This is a genomic window from Microbacterium sp. EG9 (assembly GCF_059759475.1).
The window spans coordinates 2785829-2807849 of the sequence record NZ_CM186217.1; the positions used below are offsets into that span (position 1 = coordinate 2785829).

Here is a 22021-nt window from a genome sequence, read left to right on the forward strand (position 1 = left end):
GTCAGCCGCGGATGGCGACGGGGATCGAACCGGTCGTCGCCGTGGTGGCGGCCCGCGAGAGACGCTCGCGCAGCGACACCAGGGTGGCGTCGGGCCGCCACAGCGCCACGAGGCTCCAGCCGAACAGACCGACCAGCAGCACGTTGCGCGCGAGCAGCACGCCCGCGGCGAACGGGTGCGCATCGATCAGCGGCAGGTAGAGCACCGGGAACACGAGCGTCGTCAGGAAGCAGGTGACGGCCAGCCAGACGGCGACCGAGGTCCAGGCCTTGCGATCGATCAGCAGCCCGGCCGCGACGATGGGCGCCAGCCACAGCATGTACTGCGGCGAGCCCACCTTGTTGAAGACGATCAGCGCCGACGTGAGCGCGAACGCCCCGCGGAGGATGAGGTGCTGCTCGCCGATGAGCGACAGCGCGCCCTCCTGCACCGCACGGCGACGCGCGCGCCACAGGAGCACGACGATGACGGCGAACGCGATCGGCATCGCGTAGCCGACGAGCACGCCGGCGGCGGCCGCACCGGGGCCGGCGACCTCACGGGTGGCCAGCACGTAGTTCTGGTGGATCTGCGCGCCCGGCAGACCCAGCACCGTCGCCCACACCCACGGGGTGGCGACGGGGGCCTCGAGCTGGAGGGCGCGGTCGCCCTGGATGGTCGCGAAGCTGAAGAGGTTCGCGCCGCCGCCGAGGGCGACGACGATGCCGGCGATGGCGGCGCTCAGCGCCAGGCCGCCGGCGATGATCCGCATCCGCATCGACGACACCACGACGGCCGCCGCCGCGAGGGCGGCGGGGGCCACCTTGATCCACGTCGCGGCGGCGATGAGCACGCCCGCGACGAACGGACGACGCACGAGCCAGACGAGACCGGCGATGGCCAGCGGCGCGGCAAAGCCCTCGAGGCGCAGCATCGACACGGGCGCCAGCAGCACCTGGATCGCGAGCCAGTACCAGGCGGCGACGTAGCCCTTGCGGTTGCGGAGGTTGTCGGTGAGGGCCAGGACGGCGACGAAGTTCGCCCCGACCATCATGAGCAGCCAGACGAGCTGGTAGTTCCACGGGCCGGCGACGATGGCCGCCATGATCGGCGCGAGAGCCCCGGCCGGGTAGACCCAGGGCATGTCGATGACGGGCCAGTGGCCGTGCATGGCCTGCTCGGCCCACAGGCGGTACAGCGGGAGGTCGCCCTCGGTGCCGCCGAAGATCATGACCTTCAGCAGCGCCAGGAAGAAGAGCGCGTGCACGACGGCGAAGCCGATGAGCAGGCCGCGACGCGTGAACGCGAAATGGAGGGCCCGGGGCCACCATTCCCGAGCACGGTCGGATACACGGGCGCCGAGGGCGCGGGTCACCTCAGGAGCGCTCGTCACCCGACAGAGTGTAGAAGAGATCACCTGGGGGAATGGTGGACGCGGTGTTACCTGTTCCTGACAATTCGCCGAGTACACCGCGGTTCTGCGCCGTGAGAACTCCCCCGCGCGACGGATGCCGCGGCCTCCCCGGCAGCGGAGGCGAGCCGGATCCCCACCGTGCGGGGGAGGTCTGCGGCATCCGTTCTCCCTAGCGTGGAGACGACGGCGACGACGCGGGACGACCCCCTCCCCGACAGCGCCGCGTGAGGAGGAGAACATGCTCGAACTGACCGGCATCACCAAGAGCTACGGCACCACGCGTGTGCTCGACGACGTGAGCTTCCGGGTGCCCTCGGGCCGTCTGACGGGCTTCGTCGGCGGCAACGGCGCGGGAAAGACCACGACGATGCGCATCGTGCTCGGCGTGCTCGGCCGCGACGGCGGCGAGGTCGCCCTCGACGGCGCCCCCGTCACGGCGGCCGACCGACGCCGGTTCGGCTACATGCCCGAGGAACGCGGCCTCTACCCGAAGATGCGCGTGCTCGAGCACATCGTCTACCTGGCCCGGCTGCACGGGTTCGACAAGGCCGAGGCGACGACGCGCGCCGAGGCGCTCCTGGTCGAGCTGGGACTCGGCGAGCGCCTGCGCGACAACGTCGAGACGCTCTCGCTCGGCAACCAGCAGCGCGCCCAGATCGCGGCCGCGCTCGTGCACGATCCGCAGGTGCTCATCCTCGACGAGCCGTTCTCGGGCCTCGATCCGATGGCCGTCGACGTCGTGGCCGGTGTGCTCCAGGCGCGCGCCGCCGAGGGCGCCGCCGTGCTCTTCTCGTCGCACCAGCTCGACGTCGTCGAGCGCCTCTGCGACGACCTCGTGATCATCGCGGGCGGCACGATCCGCGCGGCCGGCACACGCGACGCGCTGCGCGCGGAGCACGCCCAGCATCGCTACGAACTCGTCTCGGCGGGAGACCTGGGGTGGCTGCGCGATGAGCCCGGCGTCGACGTGCTCTCGTTCGACGGCGGCTACGCCCTCTTCGACGTCGACGACGACGCCGCCGCCCAGCGCGTGCTGCACCGTGCCGTCGCCGCGGGCGCCGTCGCGAGCTTCGCCCCGAAGCAGCCCTCTCTCGCCCAGATCTTCAAGGAGGTCATCCAGTGAACACCAGCGCTCCGTCCTTCGCCCAGAGCACGTGGCTCGTCGCCGAGCGCGAGGTCGGCTCGAAGCTCCGCAGCAAGGCGTACCTCATCTCCACCGGCATCCTCTTCGTGCTCGCGCTCGTCGGCGTGCTCTGGGGAGGGTTCTCCGCGCAGTCCGACAATCGCACGCCGATCGCGGTGACCGCCGAGACCGCGGCGTCGGTCGCCGACAACCCCGCCCTGAACCCGACGGAGGTCGCGGATGCCGCGGCCGCCCGCGCCCTCGTGCAGGACGGCACCGTCGAGGCGGCGCTGATCCCCGGCGGCGCGGCACCGTTCGACTACACCGTCGTCGCCAAGGATGCGGCTCCGACGTCGCTGCTGCAGGTGCTCAGCCTGACGCCGCAGGTGGAGCTGATCGACCCGTCGGGCACGAACCCGGCGCTGCGCTATCTGGTCGCCCTCGGGTTCGGGATCATCTTCTTCATGGCCGCCCTCACCTTCGGCTCGACGATCGCGCAGTCGGTGGTGGAGGAGAAGCAGACGCGTGTCGTCGAGCTGCTGATCTCCGCGGTGCCCGTGCGGGCGCTGCTGGCCGGCAAGGTGATCGGCAACACGATCCTCGCGATGGGTCAGATCATCGGCCTCGCCGCGATCGCGATCGTGGGGCTCACCGTCACGGGGCAGAGCGATCTGCTGGCGGGGCTCGGTGCCCCGCTCGCCTGGTTCACGGTGTTCTTCCTGTTCGGCTTCATCCTGCTGGCGGCACTGTTCGCCGCCGCCGCCGCGATGGTCTCGCGGATGGAGGACATCGGCTCGACCACCACCCCGCTGACCATGCTCGTGATGGCGCCGTACTTCCTCGTCATCTTCTTCAACGACAACCCGCTGGTGATGACGATCATGTCGTACGTGCCGTTCTCCGCCCCCGTCGGGATGCCGGTGCGCATCTTCCTCGGCGATGCGCAGTGGTGGGAGCCGGTGCTCTCGCTCGCGATCATGCTCGTCACCTGCGCCGCGGCGATCTGGGTGGGCGCGAAGATCTACCAGAACTCGCTGCTGCGGATGGGCGCGCGCGTGAAGCTCTCGGAGGCCCTCGCGGGCTGACCGCGCAGGATCAGTGCTCGGCGGATGCCGGTGGCTGCGCGGACGACGCGAGCACCGGCATCCGTCGATTCACGACCTGCGGGATGACGATCCCGTGCAGGAGGATGCTGCCGACGACGGTGAGGACCATCACCGCGAGGACGTCGTAGGCCTCGGTGTCGGGGAGCTTGTTGAAGGCGAGCAGGCCGAAGACGATCGTCGCCGTGCCGCGCGGACCGACGAAGCCGACGAACGTGCGCGAGCCCCACGACAGCGACGAGCCGAGCAGCGCCGCGTACACGGGGACGACGCGGAACAGCGTCAGGGCGAGCACGACCATCACCAGCAGACGCGCGTCGAAGCCGTTGAACACGACGACCGTCGTCATGGCGCCGAGGACGAACCACACGATGTTGGCGGCGAGGGTGCCCGCCTCTTCGACCAACAGCACCTCCTGGTGCGGGATCGTGCGCTCGTCGGTCCGCCGCGTGCGGGCCAGCCGGTACACGATGCCCGCGACGAAGGCCGCGACGAACCCGTTCGCCGCGACGGCGCTGAGCGTGGCGACGCCGAACGTGATCAGCGGCACGAGCAGCATGACGTAGCGGATGCCGGGCGCATCCGCCCAGCCGCGACGCGACGCCCAACGGACGCACAACCCGAACACCCCGCCGATCACGGCGCCGACGACGATCGCGAACAGGGTGGCGGGCACCGCCCCGAAGAAGGCCTCGAAGAACTCACCCATGCGCTCCTCGAGCTGCGCCTCGTTCTCCGGGGACAGCGTGTCGGAGTTCACGGCCGCCAGGATCGTGGGCCACGCGATGGCCGCGGCCAGCCCCATGCCGAAGATCGGCGAGACGAGACCGTCGTTGTAGCCGCTCTCGACGTTGAGGATCTGCCGGATCCGCGCGGGGATCCGCGGCGAGCGCAGCAGCGTCGCGGCGGGGGCGAAATCGGTGGGCATGATCACGCAGGCGATGACGATGAGCACGAAGACGCTGAGCTGCGGCAGCAGGAAGACGCCGCTGAGCACGACGGCGAGCAGCGACAGCGGCAACGCGATGAGGACGAGGCGCGCGATGATGCGGCCCTCGCCGCCGAAGACGCCGCCGCTCACCTCGCAGGCGTCGACGAACAGCAGCACGGCGAGGATCAGCTCGACCACGTGCTCGGCGGAGTCGCTGCCCACCGCATCGGCGAAGCCCGTCACGTCGATCAGCACGAGCGCGGCCCCCGCGACCGCGAGGACGGCCGGTCCGGCGACGCCGGTGCGCTCGAAGCGATGGGCGACGACCGACCAGAGCCCGATCACGACGAAGCCCAGCAGGAAGATCAGCGGCACCGTTCACCCTCTCGTCGCGCGGGGTGAGCACGCCCCGGTTCGGGGATCAGTCTGCCAGTCGTCGCCTCAGTCGGTGACGATCACCGAGAGCACGTTTCCCGCGGGGTCGCGGAACCACGCGATGTCGGGGCCGCGTCCGCGCGAGACGCCGCGCTCATCGGTGCCGAAATCCGGGTCGGTGTAGATCTTGGTCACCACGCCCGCCGCGTTCAGCGCGTCGACCGCGGCGTCGATGTCGTCGACCACGAGGTTGAGGACGGTGAACGCAGCCGGTCGGTGATCGGGCTTCGGGTAGGCGATGACCCGGCCTCCTCCGGGGAGGTCGATGTCCAGGATTCCCATCGCGTTGCGATGCACGGCGAGGCCGAGCACGTCACGGTAGAACCCCTCCGCGGCATCGATGTCGTCGACGGAGAACCCGGAGAAGGCGGAGGCGAACGCGATCATCTGACACTCCCGAAGTGGATGCGGCGGCGCTCTCAGCATCGACCTCCGGCGAGGACCGCGCAAGACCCTCAGCGCTCGACGAGGATCCCATCGGCATCCGCCCACACGTGCGCGCCGGGGCGGAACACGACGCCGGCGATCTCCACCGGAACGTCGAGCTCGCCGATGCCCGCCTTGGCGCTCTTGCGGGGGTTCGAGCCGAGGGCCTTGACACCCAGATCGAGCGCGCCGATCGCGACCCGGTCGCGGATCGCACCGTGCACGATGAGGCCGGCCCAGCCGTTCTCGACCGCGGATGCCGCGATCAGGTCGCCCACGAGCGCCGACTCCAGCGAGCCGCCGCCGTCGATCACGAGCACGGCGCCGTCGCCGGGGGTCGCGAGCGTCGCCTTGACGAGGGCGTTGTCACGGTGGCAGCGGATCGTGCGGATCGGGCCGTCGAACGCCGCGCGTCCGCCGATGTCGTGCAGCTGCAGGGCGAGGGAGTCCAGCGCGTCGCCGCGCTCGTCGTACAGGTCGGCCGTCGCGATGGTCATGGGGCCACCGTAGCGACCGGCACAGGCCCCGGTGCCCTCGGCATCCGAGGAAGATCCGCGGTCCTTCCGCGGACGGCAAAAGCCGGCGCCTTCTCGGCGGGAACAGTTCGCGTGTGCATACGGTTGCATCGACCGGGCCGATGGCGTCCCACCGACAAACCGTCCTTCATCCTTCTTCAGGAGACGACCATGAGCACCATCGCCGCACACCCCGCCGACACCGACGCGCCGATTCTCGACGTCCTCGCCGAGCGCTGGAGCACCCGCATCTTCGACCCCGCGACGCCCATCGACGAGGACGCGCTCGCCAGCGCGCTCGAGGCCGCCCGCTGGGCGCCGTCCGCCAACAACACGCAGCCGTGGCGCTTCGTGGTCGCCCGCCGCGGCTCGGCCGCGCACGCGCAGATCGTCGACGCCCTGATGGGCTTCAACCAGTCGTGGGCCACGGATGCCGCCGCCCTCGTCGTGTTCGCCTCGTCGGCCGCCCTCGACGGCAAGCCGCTGCCGTGGGCCGCGTACGACACCGGCCAGGCCGCCGCGCACTTCACGGTGCAGGCGCACGCGTCGGGCCTGCACACCCACCAGATGGGCGGCTTCGACCGCGACGCGATCGCCGCGGCGTTCGGCTTCGGCGACGACATCGTCGCCGTGACCGTGATGGCCGTCGGCGCCCTGGGCGACATCGACGCCGCCCCCGAGGCGCTGCGCGAGCGCGAGCTGGCCCCGCGCGTGCGCCGTCCGATCGCCGAGTCGCTGATCGCCAACGACTGACGCCCGGCACGCGGCCTCCGCCGCGCCGGCCCCGCGAGAAGCCACTCCCCGCACGAGAAACACGTGCAGGAGTGGTTTTTCGCATCTGCAGGTGTGTCTCACCCGGGCGGGTGATCAGCGCGGCGGCGGGTTGAGGTCGGGATGCGTGATCACGACGAGCGAGTAGGGCTCGCCGTCGACGTCCGGCGGGCGATCCTTGTACTCGTCGAGCAGCGCCGTGACGCGGCGGTCGAGCTCGTCCTTCGCCTCCGCGTTCAGGCGCAGGCCCAGCCACGCGAGCTGCACCGTCTCGGGATCGGCGAGCGCGACCTGCTGCCGCACGGTCTCCATCATGATCGGCACCCCGTCGTCCATGGCGGCGTCCCAGGATCGGCCGGTCGCCAGGTACGGGACCTCCCGCGCCCCCTGCGCGCCGGCGCGAGCGGGCTGAGGCTGCAGGAAGCCGGCGTCGACCAGAGTGCGGACGTGATGCAGCATCGTGCCGGGATTGGCCTCGAGCAGGTCGGCGAGCTCCTTGTTGGTGCGCGCATCGAATCGGCACAGTCGCAGGATGCGCATCCGCAGCGGGGAGCTGAGTGCTCGCGCGGCCGCGCGGCCGGAGACGTCGTCCATGCGCCTCATCCTAGCAACTGATTGACTTTCCCAATCAGTAGCCCATACTGATTGACATGTCCCAATCGGATGCCGCGGCGCCGGAGACGATCCCCGCGCCGACCCCCGCGGGTCACGGGGGTTCGCTGTGGCGCGACCGCAACTTCCTCACGATGTGGTCGGGGCAGGCGCTCAGCCAGTTCGGCGCGCAGGTCGTCGAGCTGGCGATCCCCGTCCTCGCCGTGCTCCTGCTGCATGCGACCGATGCCCAGGTCGGCTATCTCACTGCGGCGGCGACGGCTGCCTTCCTCGTCGTGGGGCTCCCGGCCGGCGCGTGGATCGACCGCATGCGCAAGCGTCGCGTCATGATCGTGGCCGACGGCGCTCGCCCTCGCCGTCGTCTCCCTGCTGCATCTGACCGGACGGCTCGAGATGTGGCACCTCTACGCCGTGGCCCTGACCGTCGGAGTCGCGACCGTGTTCTTCGACGTGTCCTACCAGAGCATCGTCCCCTCGCTCGTGCGCGGGGACCAGATCGCCGAGGCCAACGGCAAGCTGGAGTCGACCAATCAGCTCGCCGGACTCGCGGGCCCTGCGGCGGGCGGGTGGCTCGTCGGCATCCTCTCCGCGCCCTTCGCGATCGCGGCGACCTCGCTCACGTACGTGCTCTCCCTCGCCTCCCTGGCCTTCACGCGGGACCATGAGGTGCTCCGCTCCCCGGTCGACCGCGCGCCGCTGCACCGCGAGATCGGGGAGGGTCTGCGATGGGTGCTGGGACACGGACTGCTCCGGCGGATCGTGGCGACGACGGCGATCTCGAACCTCTTCTCGACGATCGTCTTCACTCTCGTGCCGATCTACGTCCTGCGCGTGCTCGGGTTCTCGCCCGCGGCGATGGGCCTGCTGTTCTCGCTCGGCGCGGTCGGGGGGCTGCTCGGGGCCGCCCTCTCCGGCCGCATCGCCGCGCGCGTCGGCGAGGCACGCGCCATCCTGCTGAGCGCCATCGGGTTCTCGCTGGCGACGATCCCGCTGCCGCTCGCGGCACTGCTGCCCTCGGGTCCCGCCTTCGCGCTGCTCGCCGCGCAGTGGGCGGCCATGAGCTTCGCCGTCGTGCTCTACAACATCACGCAGGTCACGTTCCGCCAGCGCATCACCCCGCGGCGCCTGCTGGGGCGGATGAACGCCTCGATCCGCTTCTGCGTCTGGGGGGTGATGCCGCTGGCCGCACTGGCCGCCGGGGCTCTCGGCACCGCCATCGGCACCGTCCCCACGATCTGGATCGGCGCTCTCGGCGCGCTGCTGTCGGCACTGCCCGTCGTCATCGGCCCGTTCTGGCGGATGCGGACCCTCCCCGCGGACGCCGCCTGAGTCGGCGGACCCGGGCGTCGTCAGTCGTCGAGCAGCTCGGCCTCGATCACGTCGTCGTCGGATGCCGCGGCATCCGTGCCCTCGTCGGGCGCCGCTCCCGCGCTGGTGAGCACGAGGCTCGCACCGTCGGCCGCGACGTCCACCCGCACCAGGTCGCCGTCGCGCACACCGCCCGAGAGCAGCGCCATCGCGAGACGGTCCTGGATCTCGGACTGGATGAGCCGGCGCAGCGGCCGCGCACCGAAGATCGGGTCGTAGCCGCGCTCGGCGAGCCACGCGCGGGCGTCGGGCGTGACCGCCAGCGTCAGCCGGCGATCGCGCAGGCGCCGCTGCAGCGCGTCGACCGACAGCTCCACGATCTGAGCCAGGTCGTCCTGGCTCAGCGCCTGGAACATGACGATGTCGTCGAGGCGGTTGAGGAACTCGGGGCGGAACGCCGTCCGCACGAGGGCCATCACCTGCTCGCGCTTCTGCGCGACCGACAGCGTCGGGTCGATGAGGATCGGCGAGCCGAGGTTCGACGTCAGGATCAGGATCGTGTTCGTGAAGTCGACCGTGCGCCCCTGCCCGTCGGTGAGGCGGCCGTCGTCCAGCACCTGCAGCAGGATGTCGAACACCTCGGGATGCGCCTTCTCGACCTCATCCAGCAGCACCACCGAGTACGGACGGCGCCGGACGGCCTCGGTGAGCTGACCGCCCTGCTCGTAGCCGATGTATCCCGGAGGGGCACCGACGAGCCGCGCGACCGAGTGCTTCTCGCCGTACTCGCTCATGTCGATGCGCACCATGGCGCGCTCGTCGTCGAACAGGAACTCTGCGAGCGCCTTGGCGAGCTCGGTCTTGCCGACGCCGGTCGGGCCGAGGAACAGGAACGAACCGGTCGGCCGGTTCGGGTCGCTGATGCCGGCGCGCGAGCGGCGCACCGCGTCGGACACCGCCTTCACGGCGTCCTTCTGCCCGATCAGGCGCTTGCCGAGCTCGGCCTCGAGGTGCACGAGCTTCTCGCTCTCGCCCTGCAGCAGGCGCCCGACGGGGATGCCGGTCCACGCCGCGATGACGGCGGCGATGTCGGCATCCGTGACCTGGTCGCCGACCATCCGCTCGCCGCCCTCGGCGGCCTCCGCGTTCTCGGCCTGCGCCACCTGGCGCTCCAGCGCCGGGATCTCCGCGTAGTACAGCCGCGACGCCTTCTCGAGGTTGCCCTCGCGCTGCGCCCGCTCGGCCTCGACACGCGCCTGGTCGAGGCGCGTCTTGAGGTCGCCGACCGCGTTGAGGGAGGCGCGCTCGCGCTCCCACCGGGCCTGCAGCTCGTCGAGGCGGGCCTGCTCGACCTTCAGGGTCTCGCGGAGCGTGGCCAGCCGCTCCTTCGACGCGGCATCCTTCTCGCGCTTGAGCGCCAGCTCCTCCAGCTTGAGCCGGTCGACGTGGCGGCGCAGCTCGTCGATCTCCAGCGGTGCGGAGTCGATCTCCATGCGCAGCCGCGACGCGGCCTCGTCGATCAGGTCGATGGCCTTGTCGGGGAGCTGACGGCTCGGGATGTAGCGGTTCGACAGGGATGCCGCGGCCACGAGCGCCCCGTCGGCGATCGCGACCTTGTGGTGCGCCTCGTAGCGCTCCTTCAGGCCGCGGAGGATCGCGATCGTGTCCTCCACGCTGGGCTCACCGACGTACACCTGCTGGAAGCGGCGCTCGAGCGCGGCATCCTTCTCGATGAACTCGCGGTACTCGTCGAGCGTCGTGGCGCCGATCAGGCGCAGCTCGCCGCGGGCGAGCATCGGCTTGAGCATGTTGGACGCCGCGACCGACCCCTCGCCGCCGCCCGCGCCCATGAGCACGTGCAGCTCGTCGATGAAGGTGATGATGCGACCCTCGGACTCGGTGATCTCCTTGAGGACGCTCTTGAGGCGCTCCTCGAACTGCCCGCGGTACATCGCGCCGGCGACGAGCGCGGAGATGTCGAGGGAGACGAGCTCCTTGTCCTTCAGCGACTCCGCGACGTCGCCCGCCACGATGCGCTGGGCGAGGCCCTCGACGACGGCGGTCTTGCCGACGCCGGGCTCGCCGATGAGGACGGGGTTGTTCTTCGTGCGGCGGGTGAGCACCTGGCTGACGCGGCGGATCTCGCTGTCGCGTCCGATCACCGGGTCGAGCTTTCCCTGCCGCGCGCGGTCGGTGAGGTTGATCCCGAACTGCTCGAGGGCGCTCTGCTGCTCCTCCTGCCCGGGCTGGGGCTGTGCGTTCATCGTTTCTCCTTGAAACTCGTGAGGAAATCTGCGAGGCTCAAACTTGAGCCATCTAGACTCAACTTTATCAAAACGTGATGCGGGCGGCAAGGGGGCGGCAGATGGGGACTCCTCCCCATCGCGATGCCGTGCGGGGCCGCTTAAAGTGACGACGTGGCCGATCTCGTCGTCAACACGGAGAACCTCCGAAACCTCGCCAACCAGCTCGCGACCGTCCACGGCACCCTCACCGCCGCGGACGGCGACGCGCGCGACCTGGCGGGCATGATCCCGCACGCCGGGCTCGCTTCCGCCGTCGACTCCTTCACCTCCGGGTGGGACCGGCGCCGCAAGGACCTCGCCGATCGCGTGGACCAGCTCCAGCAGCGCGCCGACGGCGCGGCGGAGGCGTTCGACGGCGTCGACGGCCAGCTGGCCGACAAACTCACGGACGGGAGCGACGGATGACCATGGCACCCCTCGGCGGCGATGTCGCCGGCATCCGCGGGCACGCCTCGCGGTACAGCTCGACCGCCCGTGCGGTGTCGGACGCGGTCGAGATGCTGCAGGCGGTGATCGACGCGTCCGCGCAGGAGACGAGCGAGGCCGTCGAGGCCCTGGCCGGCACGATCGGCGACACGAAGACCTATCTCTCCCGTATCCGGGAGCGCTACGAGGTCGCCGGCTCCGCGCTGGCCACCTTCGCGGACGAGCTCGAGCAGGCGCAGCAGCAGGCGGCGTCCGCGATCTCCGCGCACGACGACGCGCAGCGCCGGCACACCTACGCGCAGCGCAACCTCTCGGAGGCCCGCGAAGCGACCCGACAGACGGTCGATCCCGGCGAGCTCGCCGAGGCCACGGATGCCGCGCGGCGGTACTCGTCGCTGAGCACGACGGCCGCGACCGACCTGTCGCAGGCGCAGGCCGCGTACGACGCCGCCGTCGAGCGCGTGCAGCGCGCCGGCGACACGGCGGCCTCGACGATCTCGCAGACGGTGTCGAGCGACGAGCTCAACGACTCGGCCTGGGACAACGTGCTGGATTGGGTGAACCAGAACGCCGAGTGGCTGAAGGTCGTCAAGGACGTGCTGACCATCGTGACCGCGATCGTCGGCGTGCTGTCGATCTTCTTCCCCGTCCTGGCCCCCATCGCCCTCGGCCTGGCCGTCGTGTCGATGGGACTGAGCTTCCTCTTGGCGTCGTCGGGCGACGGGTCGTGGTTCGACTTCGCACTCGACGCGATCGGCGTGCTGACCTTCGGCGTCGGCACGGCCGCCCTGGCCGGCATCAAGCTCGGCACCGTCGCCCTGCGCGGCGGCCGCGCCGCGACGCTCGCCGTCCGCAGCCCCGGAATGGTGTGGGGCAACGGCGCTCGCCAGGTCGTCGGCAATCTGCTCGACCGCGGCCTGGTGGGCTCGATCCGCCAGCCGCTGCGCATGGTGGCCGAGGAGAGCGCGAGCGTGCTGTCCGCGCGGCCGAACCTGGCACAGGTGGTGACGCGCTGGGGCGACGACGCCATCAAGGGCATCCGCGAGTCGGACAGCATCATCATCTCCGAGTTCGACCAGATCGCCGCGCAGGCCCGACTCGGCGCCGGGGGAGCCGTCGACGACCTCGTGACGAGCAGCGTCGACGGCCTGAAGGCCGTGGTCGGGACCACGGGCAAGATCGGCTCGGCACTGGACGGCTACAACGTGCTCGGCATCGGCATCAAGCTGGGCGACCAGATCGTGCACGGCGTCGAGGATCAGACGGGGGTGCAGACCCCACTGGGCACCCTCACGACGGGCCTCAACGAGGTGTACGGATTCGTTCCCGGCCTCTTCGAAGCGCCGATGGGGGCGGACTGGCGCACCCCCTCCGCCCCGTGAGGCTGCAGCGCCAGGTGGCGTGGGAGGCCCGCTTCGGCGACGGCCTCTTCGTCGCGACGATCCTGTGGATCGTGTTCGGAGCCCTGCCGACGATCGGGCTGCTCATCGGGCAGCTCGTCACCGGTGCCGTCGTCGAGAACGGGAGCGTGCCCGACGGCTTTCCTGCGTTCATGCCGCCGTGGTGGGCGGCGTACCCCCTGACACTGCTCCTGGTCGTGCTGGCGCTCGGCTCCCTGCCATTGCCCCTGCGTGGCGCGCGGGCGACGACACGCAGCACGCTTCTGACGGTGCTCGTGCTCAGCGTCAGCACCACGCTGGTCATCGCCGCCGCGACCGCCGCGGCCGAAGCCCACCAGGGCCGCGTCAACTTCTTCGGCGTCGACACCCTCGTCTTCATCCAGTTCTTCCTCATCCTCCTCACCGTCGCGCGCATGCTCCTGAGCGCGATGCGCCTGCTGCCGCGACCGTGGCGGGAGTACATCGACGAGGACGGCACCGTGGTGGCGCCGAAGGAGATCGTGCGTCGCGCCCCGCGCCGCCCGTGGGACTGGAATCGGGACCGGGCGCAGCGCCGCCCTCCGAGACCGCGGAGGACACCGTGACCGCGAAGGACACCGAGACCGCGACGGGCACCGTGACCGAGATCGCTCCCCCGCGCTACCGGCTCGTGCTGCCGCCGGGGTTCCTGCTCATCCCCGTGGCACGCTCGACCGACGCCGAGATCGCCGACCTCGTCCGTCGGCACTACCGCGACCTGCCGCGCGACAGCTACGGCCCGCAGATCGACAGGACCGCCGCCCAGCTCGTCGCCTCGGCCCGCAGCGCGCGCAACGCGGGCGTGCTCGACCTCATCGTCCCGATGGGCGTGCCGTGGCGCGCGCCCGTGTCTCTCGCGGTCGCGATCAGCACCGGCCCGGCACCGACGACCCCCGAAGACGAGGAGGCGTCGGCATCCGAGGTCCGCGAGAGCGTGACCACCTCCGCCGGGCAGGCCGAACGGGAGACGGCACGGTTCGCGGCGCCCGCCGACACCGCGGAGATGGCACCTCTCCTGCGCCTGCGTTTCGCCTGGCCGATCCCCGGCACCGACCGCCGGTTGCGCGCGGTGTGCACGGTCAGCGGCACAGCCGACCCGCAGCTCGCCCCGATCGTCGACGCCCTGGCGGAGCTCGGCGACCTTCTGCTGCGCACGCTCCGCTGGGACTGAGAGGACCCTCATGGCCATCGACATGGACTACGACCTGGACCGGTGGGTCTACGTTCCGAACGTGTTCCCCTGGGAGTCGTTCGCCGACGAGGAGCAGTGGGCGGATGCCGTCGCGCGCGCCTTCGGCGGAGACGGACCCACGGCCGCGCCGGCCGAGCTCGTCGACTGGCTGCGCGCGTACCTCGTGGGCGCGGTGCGCAACAACCGGTCGGGCACCATCCGCTTCGTGCACCTGCCGAACATCACCGCACCGCACGCGATCGTCGACGTCTACGACCTGCCGCGCCGCGAGGACGTGGCTCTGACCGACCTCACCCATGAGAACCAGGGGCCCGCCGTGCGCGAGCCCGAGGTCGTCCCGTTCGCCTCCGAGACGCTGGGGACGGGCACGAAGTCGACGCGGTGGATCCGCACTGCGGGTGACACGATCGTCCGGGCGACCAACTGGGTGTGGCGCACTCCCGAGCGCGACATCGTTGTGCTGACGGCCGGCTCGGATTTGCCGCTGGCCGAAGCGCTCGACCCCGTGGTCGACGAGCTGGCACGCAGCATCCGCCTGGCCTGACGCCGACGGTCAGGACGCCATCGCCGCCATCGACTCCTGCGCCGGCGTCGCGCACGTGAAGCGCGCGCGGTAGGCGGTCGGGGTGAGCCCGAGGGTGCGCGCGAAGTTCTGCCGCAGCACCGCCGCCGAGCCGAAGCCGCAGGCGGCGGCGATGGCGTCGAGGCCGAGATCGGTCTGCTCGAGCAGTCGCTGCGCGTGGATGATGCGCTGGCGCCCCAGCCACGCGGCCGGGGTCGTGCCGTAGTCGGCCTTGAACCGCCGGGCGAACGTCCGCGGCGACATGTGCGCACGGGCGGCGAGCTGATCCACCGACAGGTCGAGGGTGAGGTTCTCCAGCATCCATTCGGTGACCGGCGTCAGCGACAGCGACGTCGACTCGGGCAGCGGCTTGGCGATGAACTGCGCCTGCCCGCCGTCGCGCTGGGGAGGCACGACCATGCGGCGCGCGATCGTGTTGGTCATCTCGGCGCCCAGCTCGATGCGCAGCAGGTGGAGACATGCGTCGAGGCCCGCGGCGGTTCCCGCGCTCGTGATGATGCGGCCGTCCTGCACGTAGAGCACGTTCGCGTCCACGTCGATCTCGGGGTACATCGCGGCCATCGTGTCGGCGTAGCGCCAATGGGTCGTGGCCCGGCGGCCGTCGAGCACGCCCGCGGCGGCCACGACGAACGAGCCGCTGCACACCGTCAGCACCCAGGCGCCGCGCTCCACGGCGCGGCGCACGACGGCCGCGACCCGCTCGTCCACGTGGGCCCACTGCTCGCGCGGGATGGGCGTGATGACGACGAGGTCGGCCTCGTCGGCGAACGTGAGGTCGTCGTCGACGTTGATCGAGAAGCGCAGGTTGCTGGGCACGGCGCCCGGATCGGGCGCGACGACGCGGAAGTCGAAGCTGGGGATGCCGTCGTCGGACCGGTCGAGGCCGAACGCCTCGCACGCGAGCCCGAACTCGAACGGGGCGAAACCGGGCTGAACGACGCAGGCGATGGTCTTCATGGCAGGAATCCTACTCTCTTGAGCAGTCCTGCCACTCGTGGCAGAACTAAACCCAGCGTAGCTTTTCTGCCATGCTTGCTGTGATCATCCCCCTCGCGACCCTCTCGCTCATCGCGATCGGCGCCACCGTCCGCGCGCTTCTCACCGACGGCCACAGGCAGGTGCCGACGGACCCGAACCGGCTGCCGTGACTGGCCGGCCGCAACTCCTCCACCGCGGGGCGTGACGCCCCTGATCCGCGCCGATCCGACCCGCGGAGGGTCGGAGTGGAGGAGTTCGGGACGCGCCGCGCTCAGCGACCGCGGGCGACGCCGGAGACCCGGGTGACCGCGTCGAGCAGCACGTTCGCCGACCGCTCCCAAGAAAACCGCGCGATGTGGTCCGTGCCCGCCGCGATCACGGCGGCGCGGCGCACGGGATCGTCCAGCTCGCGCACCGCGGCGGCGAAGGCCGCGGCATCCGTGCCGGGGGCGTACAGCGCGCCGCCGCCCGCCACCTCGCGGAAGATCGGCATGTCGGTCACGACGGCCGGCACCCCGAGCGCGAGCGCCTCGGCGACCGGCAGTCCGTAGCCCTCGTCGAGGGATGCCGACACCAGCACCGCCCGGTCGGCCAGCAGGGCGGCGTACTCGGCATCCGTGACGCCGTCGTGGAAGCGCACCGTCCCCCCGCGACCGTCGGCGAGGCGCTCGAGCTCAGCGCGCCGCTCGTCGGAGATGCGCGACAGCAGGTGCAGCGTGCGCCCGGGCAGCTCCGCCATCGCGCGGATGAGCGTCTCGACGTTCTTGTACCCCATGAAGGAGCCCATGTAGACGAGGTTCTCCGCGCCCGGCTCGACGCCGACGCCGTCCGGCAGCAGCTCCGCGAGACGCTGCGGGGCGTTCGGGATCACGACGACGGGCCGCATCGTCAGCCGCACCCGGGCGAACTCGGCGGCGCTGGTCTCACTCACCGTCGCGACGATGTCCGCGGCGTTCAGCGTGAGGCGCTGCGGCACGTAGGACAGGTGGAACAACCGCCAGCCGACACGCACGTACCAGGGGAGGTTTCGCGGCGGGGTGCGGTGGCGGTAGTAGATCGTGTCGTGCAGCGTCAGGATCAGCCCGAAGCGCCGGCCGAGCGTGCCGATCGTCTGCATCGGCGAGAAGACGGCATCCGGACGGTAGCGGTTGAGCACGAGCGCCGTGAGCGGCTCCCGCACGGCGGTGGGGGCGTGGATGCGCAGTACCCGCGCGCCGTCGGGGAGGAACGCGCGCTGCGCCTCGTCGTGGATGAGGTACGCGACCTCGACGTCGCGCTCGGGCGCGAGGGCGGCGACGGCGGCCGCGAGCTCCGCGGAGTAGCGGCTGATGCCGTCGTGGAAGTCGGTGCGGATGTAGCGGGCGTCGAACAGCAGGCGCATCTCAGCCGCCGATCGGTTCACCGCGATACAGCTTCTCGAAGGTGTCGAGCGTCTTCTCGATGTCGTGGATCTCCACGCCGTCGAGCGATGCCTGCTGCATCCGCAGGTACTCCTCCGGCGAGGCCGTGAGCACGCGCCGGAGCTTGTCGGCGAGGTCGTCGACGTCGCCCGGCTCGAACAGGTAGCCGTTCTCGCCGTCGCGCACGAGGTGCGGGAGGGCGACGGCATCGGCGGCGACGACGGGCAGGCCCGAGGCCATCGCCTCCATCGTCGCGATCGACTGGAGCTCGGCGATCGAGGCGATCGCGAAGACGTCCGCTCGCGTGTAGGCGGCGCGCAGGTCGTCCTCTTCGACACGTCCGTAGAACGTGACCCGGTCCTGGATGCCGAGGCGCTGCACGGCCTGCTCGAGGGCCCGGCGCTGGTCGCCGCCGCCGACGATGTCGAACGTGATCTCGGGCAGCTCCGGCGCGAGCTTCGCGACCGCGGCGAGCGTCACCTCGACGTGCTTCTCGGTGGTGAGCCGTCCGACGAACAGCACGCGGCGGTGGGTGCGTGGGGTCAGGTCGGGCGTGTAGTTGCGCTTGTCGATCCCGCAGCTGATCGGGATGACGCCCTGGATGTCGATGGTGCTCTCGAGGAACTCCGCCGCCTTGCGCGTGGGGGTGGTGACCGCACGCGACATGTCGAAGGTGCGCTTCGCGTCGTCCCACGCGAGCTTGACGACCACCTTGTCCAGCAGCGGCGGCAGGGTCGTGAAGTCGAGGATGTTCTCGGCCATGACGTGGTTGGTGGCGACCACGGGGATGCCGCGTTGACGGGCGATGCGGGTCAGCGCGCGGCCGAGCACGATGTGCGACTGACTGTGCACGACGTCGGCCGGCACCTCGTCGAGGAGCTTGCGGGAATAGTGCTTCGCCATCCACGGCAGCACGAAGCGCAGCCAGTCGTGCGGAGGCCAGCGCCACCCCGGAGGGCGGTGCACGGTGATCTCCTGGCCCTCGATCGTCTCCCGGAACGTGCCGTGCACGGAGTGCTTCACACTCGGCGTCATGATGTGGACGTCGTGGCCGCGCCCGGCGAGTCCGGCGGCGAGGCGCTCGGCGAAGCGGGCGGCGCCGTTGACGTCAGGGCTGAAGGTGTCGGCGGCGATGACGATCGTGAGCGGCCGATGCAGGGGGGTCGGGTCGTCGGGTGTCGCGGATTCGGTCACGGGGTGCGGGGCCTATCTGTGCGGCGGCGGCGAGACCGCGGATCGCGGAGCCACCGCCGTCGAGTCTACCCGAGGGCCTTCTCTGGCCCGGGAGGAGCCGCGCCGCGTAACGTGGTGCCATGGCTCGACTCACCGCGGATGCGGACCCGGCTCGCTGGGTCGCCGTGACCGACTCCTTCGGCTTCTCCGGGCGTCGCGCCCGCAAGAAGGCGATCCGCATGCTGCTCGGCCAGGCGAACGCGGCCGTCGGCGCGCAGCCCCGGCCCGGCGGCGGGTTCGCGGCCTGGGCGATGAGCCAGGCCGCCCCCGCCCTGATGCGCAAGGCGGCCGGACGCGTGCTCGTCTGGGTGTGGAAGTCCGATCCCGAGCTCGTGGTCGTCATGGCGCAGATCCAGCAGCTGACGCCCCAACTGCGCACCGCACGGGCGATGATGCCGATCGAGTACGACGACACCGAGAGCTTCCGCGGCACCTACCTCGGCGTCGGCGAGCGGCTCGTCATGCCGACGCCCCCGACGCGCGAGGGGGGCACGACGCCGCCGCCGTTCGCGACCTACACGTGGGACACGGGCACGCACCTGGTCACCGTCACGGCGACCGGCGGAGACCGCGAGCGGTTCGGCACGGTGGTGCCCGCCGTCGACGACCTCGCGCGGTCGCTGCGGGTCGTGGACGACCTGTCGGTCGGCGAGAGCACCACGGTGCTCCGCATCGACCCGGCATGATCGCGCTGGAGCCCGCGGACGGGCCGGCCGACCCGCCGTCCTCGCGCCCGCACACGGGGGTGCTGGGCGGCGCGGTGTTCCGCTACCGGTTCCGTCCGGCCGACGGCGTCGTCGCCGTGGTGGCGCCGGGACTCGACGAGGTCGCGTGCACGGACGACACTGTGCTGCACTGGGCCTTCTACGCCGACGGGGATGCCGCCGTGCACGCCCCGTGGGCCGCGCTGGCGGTGACCGTCGACGCCCGCAGCGGCGAGGACCGGCTGAGCGATGACCCCCGTGTGCGTGATCGCTACGACTTCCCGATCGCCGCGGAGGCGCAGTTCGCGGCCCGGTGGAGCCTGCCCGAGCAGTGGAATGCCGACAGTGTCGGCCTGGCGCCGTTCGCCGGCCGCACGGCGGCGGTCGAGGTGGTTCTGGGCGCGCCGGGCCTGACCGGCGTCGAGGAGGTCAGCGGCTACGTCGAGGTGCGCGTCGAGCGGATGCCGCACGGGGACCGTTCCCCCGCCGAACGCGTCGACACGCGTCGTGGTTCGCACGCGGGCGACCGGTTCTCGCGAGGGAACACGATCCCGGCCGTCGCCGTCCCGCACGGGTTCACCTTCCTCGTCCCGGCCACCGATGCCCGCGACCAGCGCTGGCCCTACCGCCCCTTCGTGCACGACGACGATGCGGGACGGCGCCTGGAGGCGGTGCAGTTCTCCCACCAGCCGAGTCCGTGGATCGGCGACCGCGGGGTGCTCCAGGTGATGCCGTTCGACGGCTCCCCCGCCTCCGCCCCGGCCCGCCGGCGCCGATGGATCGCGCCGGGCTCGGAGCGCGCGCACCCGCATGTGTGGACGGCGAGCCTCGACGGCGGCCTGCGCGTGGAGGCGACGGCGACCGACCACGTGGGGCTCTTCCGGGTGCGCGCGCCGCGCACCGATGGGGACGTCGGACTCGTGATCGACCAGCCGGGTCGCCACGGCGCCCTGACCGCGACGGCGGACGCCGTGCACGGCTGGGTCGGCGAGGGCGATGCCGAGTGGGGCAACGGCGGCCGGACGTTCTTCGTGGGCGTCGTGCGGACGACATCCGGGCGGGCGGGCCGCCTCGACGACGACGGACGCGGCGACCGGGCCGGCTTCGTCGCGGGCCGCGGCGAGCTGGAGCTGCGGATCGCGATCTCGTTCGTCTCGCTCGCGCAGGCTCGCCGGTCCCTCGCGCTGGAGGCGCCGGAGCACCTCTCCTTCGATCAGCTGCGCGAGCGCACCCACGCCGCCTGGAACACCGTCGTCGATCGCGTGCGGATCCCCGACCTGCCGGCATCCGAGCGCCCGTTCCGCGGGCTCGCGCACGACGACTCCCGCGCGCAGCTGGCCTCGGCGCTGTACCGGCTCCACCTGTACCCGAACGCGGCCCACGAGAACGCGGGCACGGCGGAGAAGCCCGCACCGGTGTACGCCGACCCGTTCGTCCCGTCCGGCCCGCACTCGGCCGAGGCGACCGGCGCGCCGGTCGTGGCGGGACGCCTCGCCGTCAACAACGGCTACTGGGACACCTACCGCACCGCTTGGCCGCTGTTCTCGCTCGTCGACCCGGACGGGGCGCGACGACTGCTGGACGGCATCCTCGAGCAGCAGCGGCGCACCGGGTGGATGCCGCGGTGGTCGGCGCCCGGATACGTCGACGCGATGGTCGGCACCTCCAGCGATCAGATCCTCGCGGACGGCGAGCGCTGGGGGCTGCTGGACGATGCGGAGGCGGCGTTCGCCTCGGGGTGGCGCAACGCCGGGGAGCGCGCACCGGATGCCCGCCGCGGACGCAAGGGCATCGGCCGCGGCCGCTTCCTCGGCTACATCCCCCGCGACACGCACGAGGGCATGAGCTGGAGCGTGGAGAACGCGATCAGCGATGCCGCGCTCGCCCGGCTCGCCCGGCGGCTCGCGGCGCGGACCCCGGAGCCGTCGGCATCCCGCTACGACGCCCTCGCCCGCTGGCTCGCCAACCGCTCGCTCTCCTACCGGCAGCTCTTCGACCCCGCCGTGGGCTTCTTCCGGGGGCGGGACGCCGACGGCGCGTTCCCGGGCGGGCGATTCGATCCGCGCGTCTGGGGCGGGGACTACGTCGAGACGAACGCGTGGGGCATGTCGGTCAGCGCGGTGCACGATCCGGCGGGGCTGGCGCAGCTGTACGGCGGACCGCGGGGACTGCGCACCCACCTCGATCGGCTGTTCGCGGAGCCGGAGACGGCCGACCGGGCCCACGCCGGCTCCTACCACCAGGTCATCCACGAGCAGCGCGAGGCCCGGGCGCTGCGCAGCGGGATGTGCGCCGTCTCGAACCAGCCCGCGCACCACATCCCGTACATGTACACCGCGAGCGACGAGCCCTGGCGGGCGGGCGGGGTGGCGCACGGACTCGCGCGGCGGCTGTTCACCGGTGGCCACATCGGCCAGGGCTTCCCGGGCGACGAGGACAACGGCGAGATGAGCGCGTGGTGGCTCTGGGCGGCGCTCGGCCTCTACCCGCTCGACCCCGCCTCGGGCGCGCTCGTCATCGGCTCGCCGCTCTTCGACGACATCTCCGTGGCACGCTCCGACGGCTCGCGCCTGCGCATCCGCACGCGGCGGAGCGGTCCGGACGCCCACGTGCTGCGCTCGGCGCGGGTGAACGGGATGCCGCTCGGCACGCCGACGCTGCCGGTCGAGGTGCTCGCGGGCGACGTCGAGCTGGAGCTGGATGTCGGCGAGGTCCCGGAGGGAGCGCTCTGGTCGGCGCCGACGCCGCCGGCCGCGCCCTGGCACCGTGATCTCACGGGCACCGCCGGGCACGCCCTCCGCTCCCGCGGGGTCTGGTTCGCCGGACGACTCTTCGACGACGGCGCGGCGCGCGGCGATCGCGGCGTGCGTCTGCGCACCGGGGCGTGGGCCGGGTGGGCGTTCCCGGCGACGACCGTCGTGACCGATGCGACGGTGACCGCGGTCGGCGCGGTCGAGGCCGATGCGCTGCAGTGGGAGGCGAGCGAGGATGCCGTGTCGTGGCGGCCCGTCGCGGTGACCGCACCGACGGCCCTGGCCCCCGACCGGACCACCCCGTTCCGCTTCGCCGAGCCGGTGCACGCCCGCTTCCTCCGGGTGCGCGCCCGCCAGCCGGTGCGGCTGCGGCAGATCGAGCTCTTCGACCTCGGCGACGCGCGCTGACGC

At 71.8% G+C, this 22021-nt stretch carries 20 protein-coding genes; 11 read left to right on the forward strand and 9 right to left on the reverse strand.

Translation table 11 applies throughout. The annotated features are described in order from the left end of the window. Position 1 precedes the first annotated feature (1 nt). Positions 2-1372 carry a glycosyltransferase family protein gene (locus tag AC6CQV_RS13080; protein ID WP_223848798.1) on the reverse strand — a complete coding sequence of 457 codons (1371 nt, stop codon included), beginning with the start codon at positions 1370-1372 and terminating at the stop codon, positions 2-4. A 259-nt stretch (positions 1373-1631) separates the two neighbouring features. On the opposite strand from AC6CQV_RS13080, the gene AC6CQV_RS13085 reads away from it, so the two are divergent. Then, a complete protein-coding gene (locus tag AC6CQV_RS13085; protein ID WP_498259696.1) occupies positions 1632-2516 on the forward strand; it encodes an ABC transporter ATP-binding protein in 885 nt (294 codons plus the stop codon). Next, positions 2513-3601, forward strand: coding sequence for an ABC transporter permease (locus AC6CQV_RS13090; RefSeq protein WP_060959712.1), 1089 nt, complete (start codon positions 2513-2515; stop codon positions 3599-3601). The genes AC6CQV_RS13085 and AC6CQV_RS13090 overlap by 4 nt, the downstream gene beginning before the upstream one ends. Before the next feature lie 10 nt (positions 3602-3611). Here the strand turns inward: AC6CQV_RS13090 and AC6CQV_RS13095 are convergent, their stop codons facing one another. The 3 genes from AC6CQV_RS13095 to rraA all read right to left on the reverse strand — a co-directional run bounded on the left by AC6CQV_RS13095 (position 3612) and on the right by rraA (position 5908). Further along, entirely contained in the window at positions 3612-4925 is a 1314-nt protein-coding gene (locus AC6CQV_RS13095) for a cation:proton antiporter domain-containing protein (protein WP_498259697.1), read from the reverse strand. A gap of 66 nt (positions 4926-4991) precedes the next feature. After that, on the reverse strand, positions 4992-5372 hold the full coding sequence (locus AC6CQV_RS13100) for a VOC family protein (protein ID WP_205282065.1): 381 nt from the start codon (positions 5370-5372) through the stop codon (positions 4992-4994). Positions 5373-5440: 68 nt separating this feature from the next. Continuing rightward, complete coding sequence (rraA, locus tag AC6CQV_RS13105; protein ID WP_060959715.1) at positions 5441-5908, reverse strand: ribonuclease E activity regulator RraA; 468 nt, start codon at positions 5906-5908, stop codon at positions 5441-5443. A 189-nt stretch (positions 5909-6097) separates the two neighbouring features. Here rraA and AC6CQV_RS13110 point away from each other — a divergent pair, with 189 nt between their 5' ends. After that, on the forward strand, positions 6098-6679 hold the full coding sequence (locus AC6CQV_RS13110) for a nitroreductase family protein (protein WP_061782202.1): 582 nt from the start codon (positions 6098-6100) through the stop codon (positions 6677-6679). 114 nt (positions 6680-6793) lie between these two features. On the opposite strand, the gene AC6CQV_RS13115 is transcribed toward AC6CQV_RS13110, so the two are convergent. Next, positions 6794-7291, reverse strand: a complete 498-nt coding sequence (locus AC6CQV_RS13115; protein ID WP_223849544.1) for an ArsR/SmtB family transcription factor — start codon at positions 7289-7291, stop codon at positions 6794-6796. Between the two features lie 411 nt (positions 7292-7702). On the opposite strand from AC6CQV_RS13115, the gene AC6CQV_RS13120 reads away from it, so the two are divergent. Beyond that, positions 7703-8638: an MFS transporter gene (locus tag AC6CQV_RS13120; RefSeq protein WP_498259698.1), complete on the forward strand. Its 936-nt coding sequence runs from the start codon at positions 7703-7705 to the stop codon at positions 8636-8638. 20 nt (positions 8639-8658) lie between these two features. Here the strand turns inward: AC6CQV_RS13120 and AC6CQV_RS13125 are convergent, their stop codons facing one another. Beyond that, on the reverse strand, positions 8659-10881 hold the full coding sequence (locus AC6CQV_RS13125) for an ATP-dependent Clp protease ATP-binding subunit (RefSeq protein WP_082808061.1): 2223 nt from the start codon (positions 10879-10881) through the stop codon (positions 8659-8661). 153 nt (positions 10882-11034) lie between these two features. On the opposite strand from AC6CQV_RS13125, the gene AC6CQV_RS13130 reads away from it, so the two are divergent. From AC6CQV_RS13130 to AC6CQV_RS13150, 5 genes are read left to right on the forward strand one after another with little or no spacing between them, the layout of a single operon-like run. Next, a complete protein-coding gene (locus AC6CQV_RS13130) occupies positions 11035-11328 on the forward strand; it encodes a hypothetical protein (RefSeq protein ID WP_191009419.1) in 294 nt (97 codons plus the stop codon). Further along, positions 11325-12731: a hypothetical protein gene (locus AC6CQV_RS13135; protein ID WP_492491029.1), complete on the forward strand. Its 1407-nt coding sequence runs from the start codon at positions 11325-11327 to the stop codon at positions 12729-12731. The genes AC6CQV_RS13130 and AC6CQV_RS13135 overlap by 4 nt, the downstream gene beginning before the upstream one ends. Further along, positions 12728-13333, forward strand: coding sequence for a hypothetical protein (locus AC6CQV_RS13140; RefSeq protein ID WP_492491027.1), 606 nt, complete (start codon positions 12728-12730; stop codon positions 13331-13333). The genes AC6CQV_RS13135 and AC6CQV_RS13140 overlap by 4 nt, the downstream gene beginning before the upstream one ends. Continuing rightward, a complete protein-coding gene (locus tag AC6CQV_RS13145; RefSeq protein WP_492491026.1) occupies positions 13330-13938 on the forward strand; it encodes a hypothetical protein in 609 nt (202 codons plus the stop codon). The genes AC6CQV_RS13140 and AC6CQV_RS13145 overlap by 4 nt, the downstream gene beginning before the upstream one ends. 10 nt (positions 13939-13948) lie before the next feature. Continuing rightward, positions 13949-14503: a hypothetical protein gene (locus tag AC6CQV_RS13150; RefSeq protein ID WP_060959721.1), complete on the forward strand. Its 555-nt coding sequence runs from the start codon at positions 13949-13951 to the stop codon at positions 14501-14503. 9 nt (positions 14504-14512) lie between these two features. On the opposite strand, the gene AC6CQV_RS13155 is transcribed toward AC6CQV_RS13150, so the two are convergent. From AC6CQV_RS13155 to AC6CQV_RS13165, 3 genes are all read right to left on the reverse strand, one after another. Continuing rightward, the gene (locus AC6CQV_RS13155) at positions 14513-15499 is read right to left on the reverse strand and encodes a GlxA family transcriptional regulator (protein WP_060959722.1); all 987 of its coding nucleotides are present in this window, start codon (positions 15497-15499) and stop codon (positions 14513-14515) included. 292 nt (positions 15500-15791) lie between these two features. Continuing rightward, on the reverse strand, positions 15792-16901 hold the full coding sequence (locus AC6CQV_RS13160; RefSeq protein WP_498259699.1) for a glycosyltransferase: 1110 nt from the start codon (positions 16899-16901) through the stop codon (positions 15792-15794). A 1-nt stretch (position 16902) separates the two neighbouring features. Continuing rightward, a complete protein-coding gene (locus AC6CQV_RS13165; protein WP_060959724.1) occupies positions 16903-18114 on the reverse strand; it encodes a glycosyltransferase in 1212 nt (403 codons plus the stop codon). 119 nt (positions 18115-18233) lie between these two features. Between AC6CQV_RS13165 and AC6CQV_RS13170 the strand changes: the two genes are divergently transcribed. Together AC6CQV_RS13170 and AC6CQV_RS13175 are read left to right on the forward strand one after the other, a co-directional pair. Continuing rightward, positions 18234-18839, forward strand: coding sequence for a hypothetical protein (locus AC6CQV_RS13170; RefSeq protein ID WP_498259700.1), 606 nt, complete (start codon positions 18234-18236; stop codon positions 18837-18839). Beyond that, on the forward strand, positions 18836-22018 hold the full coding sequence (locus tag AC6CQV_RS13175; RefSeq protein WP_498259701.1) for a GH92 family glycosyl hydrolase: 3183 nt from the start codon (positions 18836-18838) through the stop codon (positions 22016-22018). Before AC6CQV_RS13170 ends, AC6CQV_RS13175 begins: the two co-directional genes overlap by 4 nt. The last annotated feature ends 3 nt before the right edge of the window (positions 22019-22021 follow it).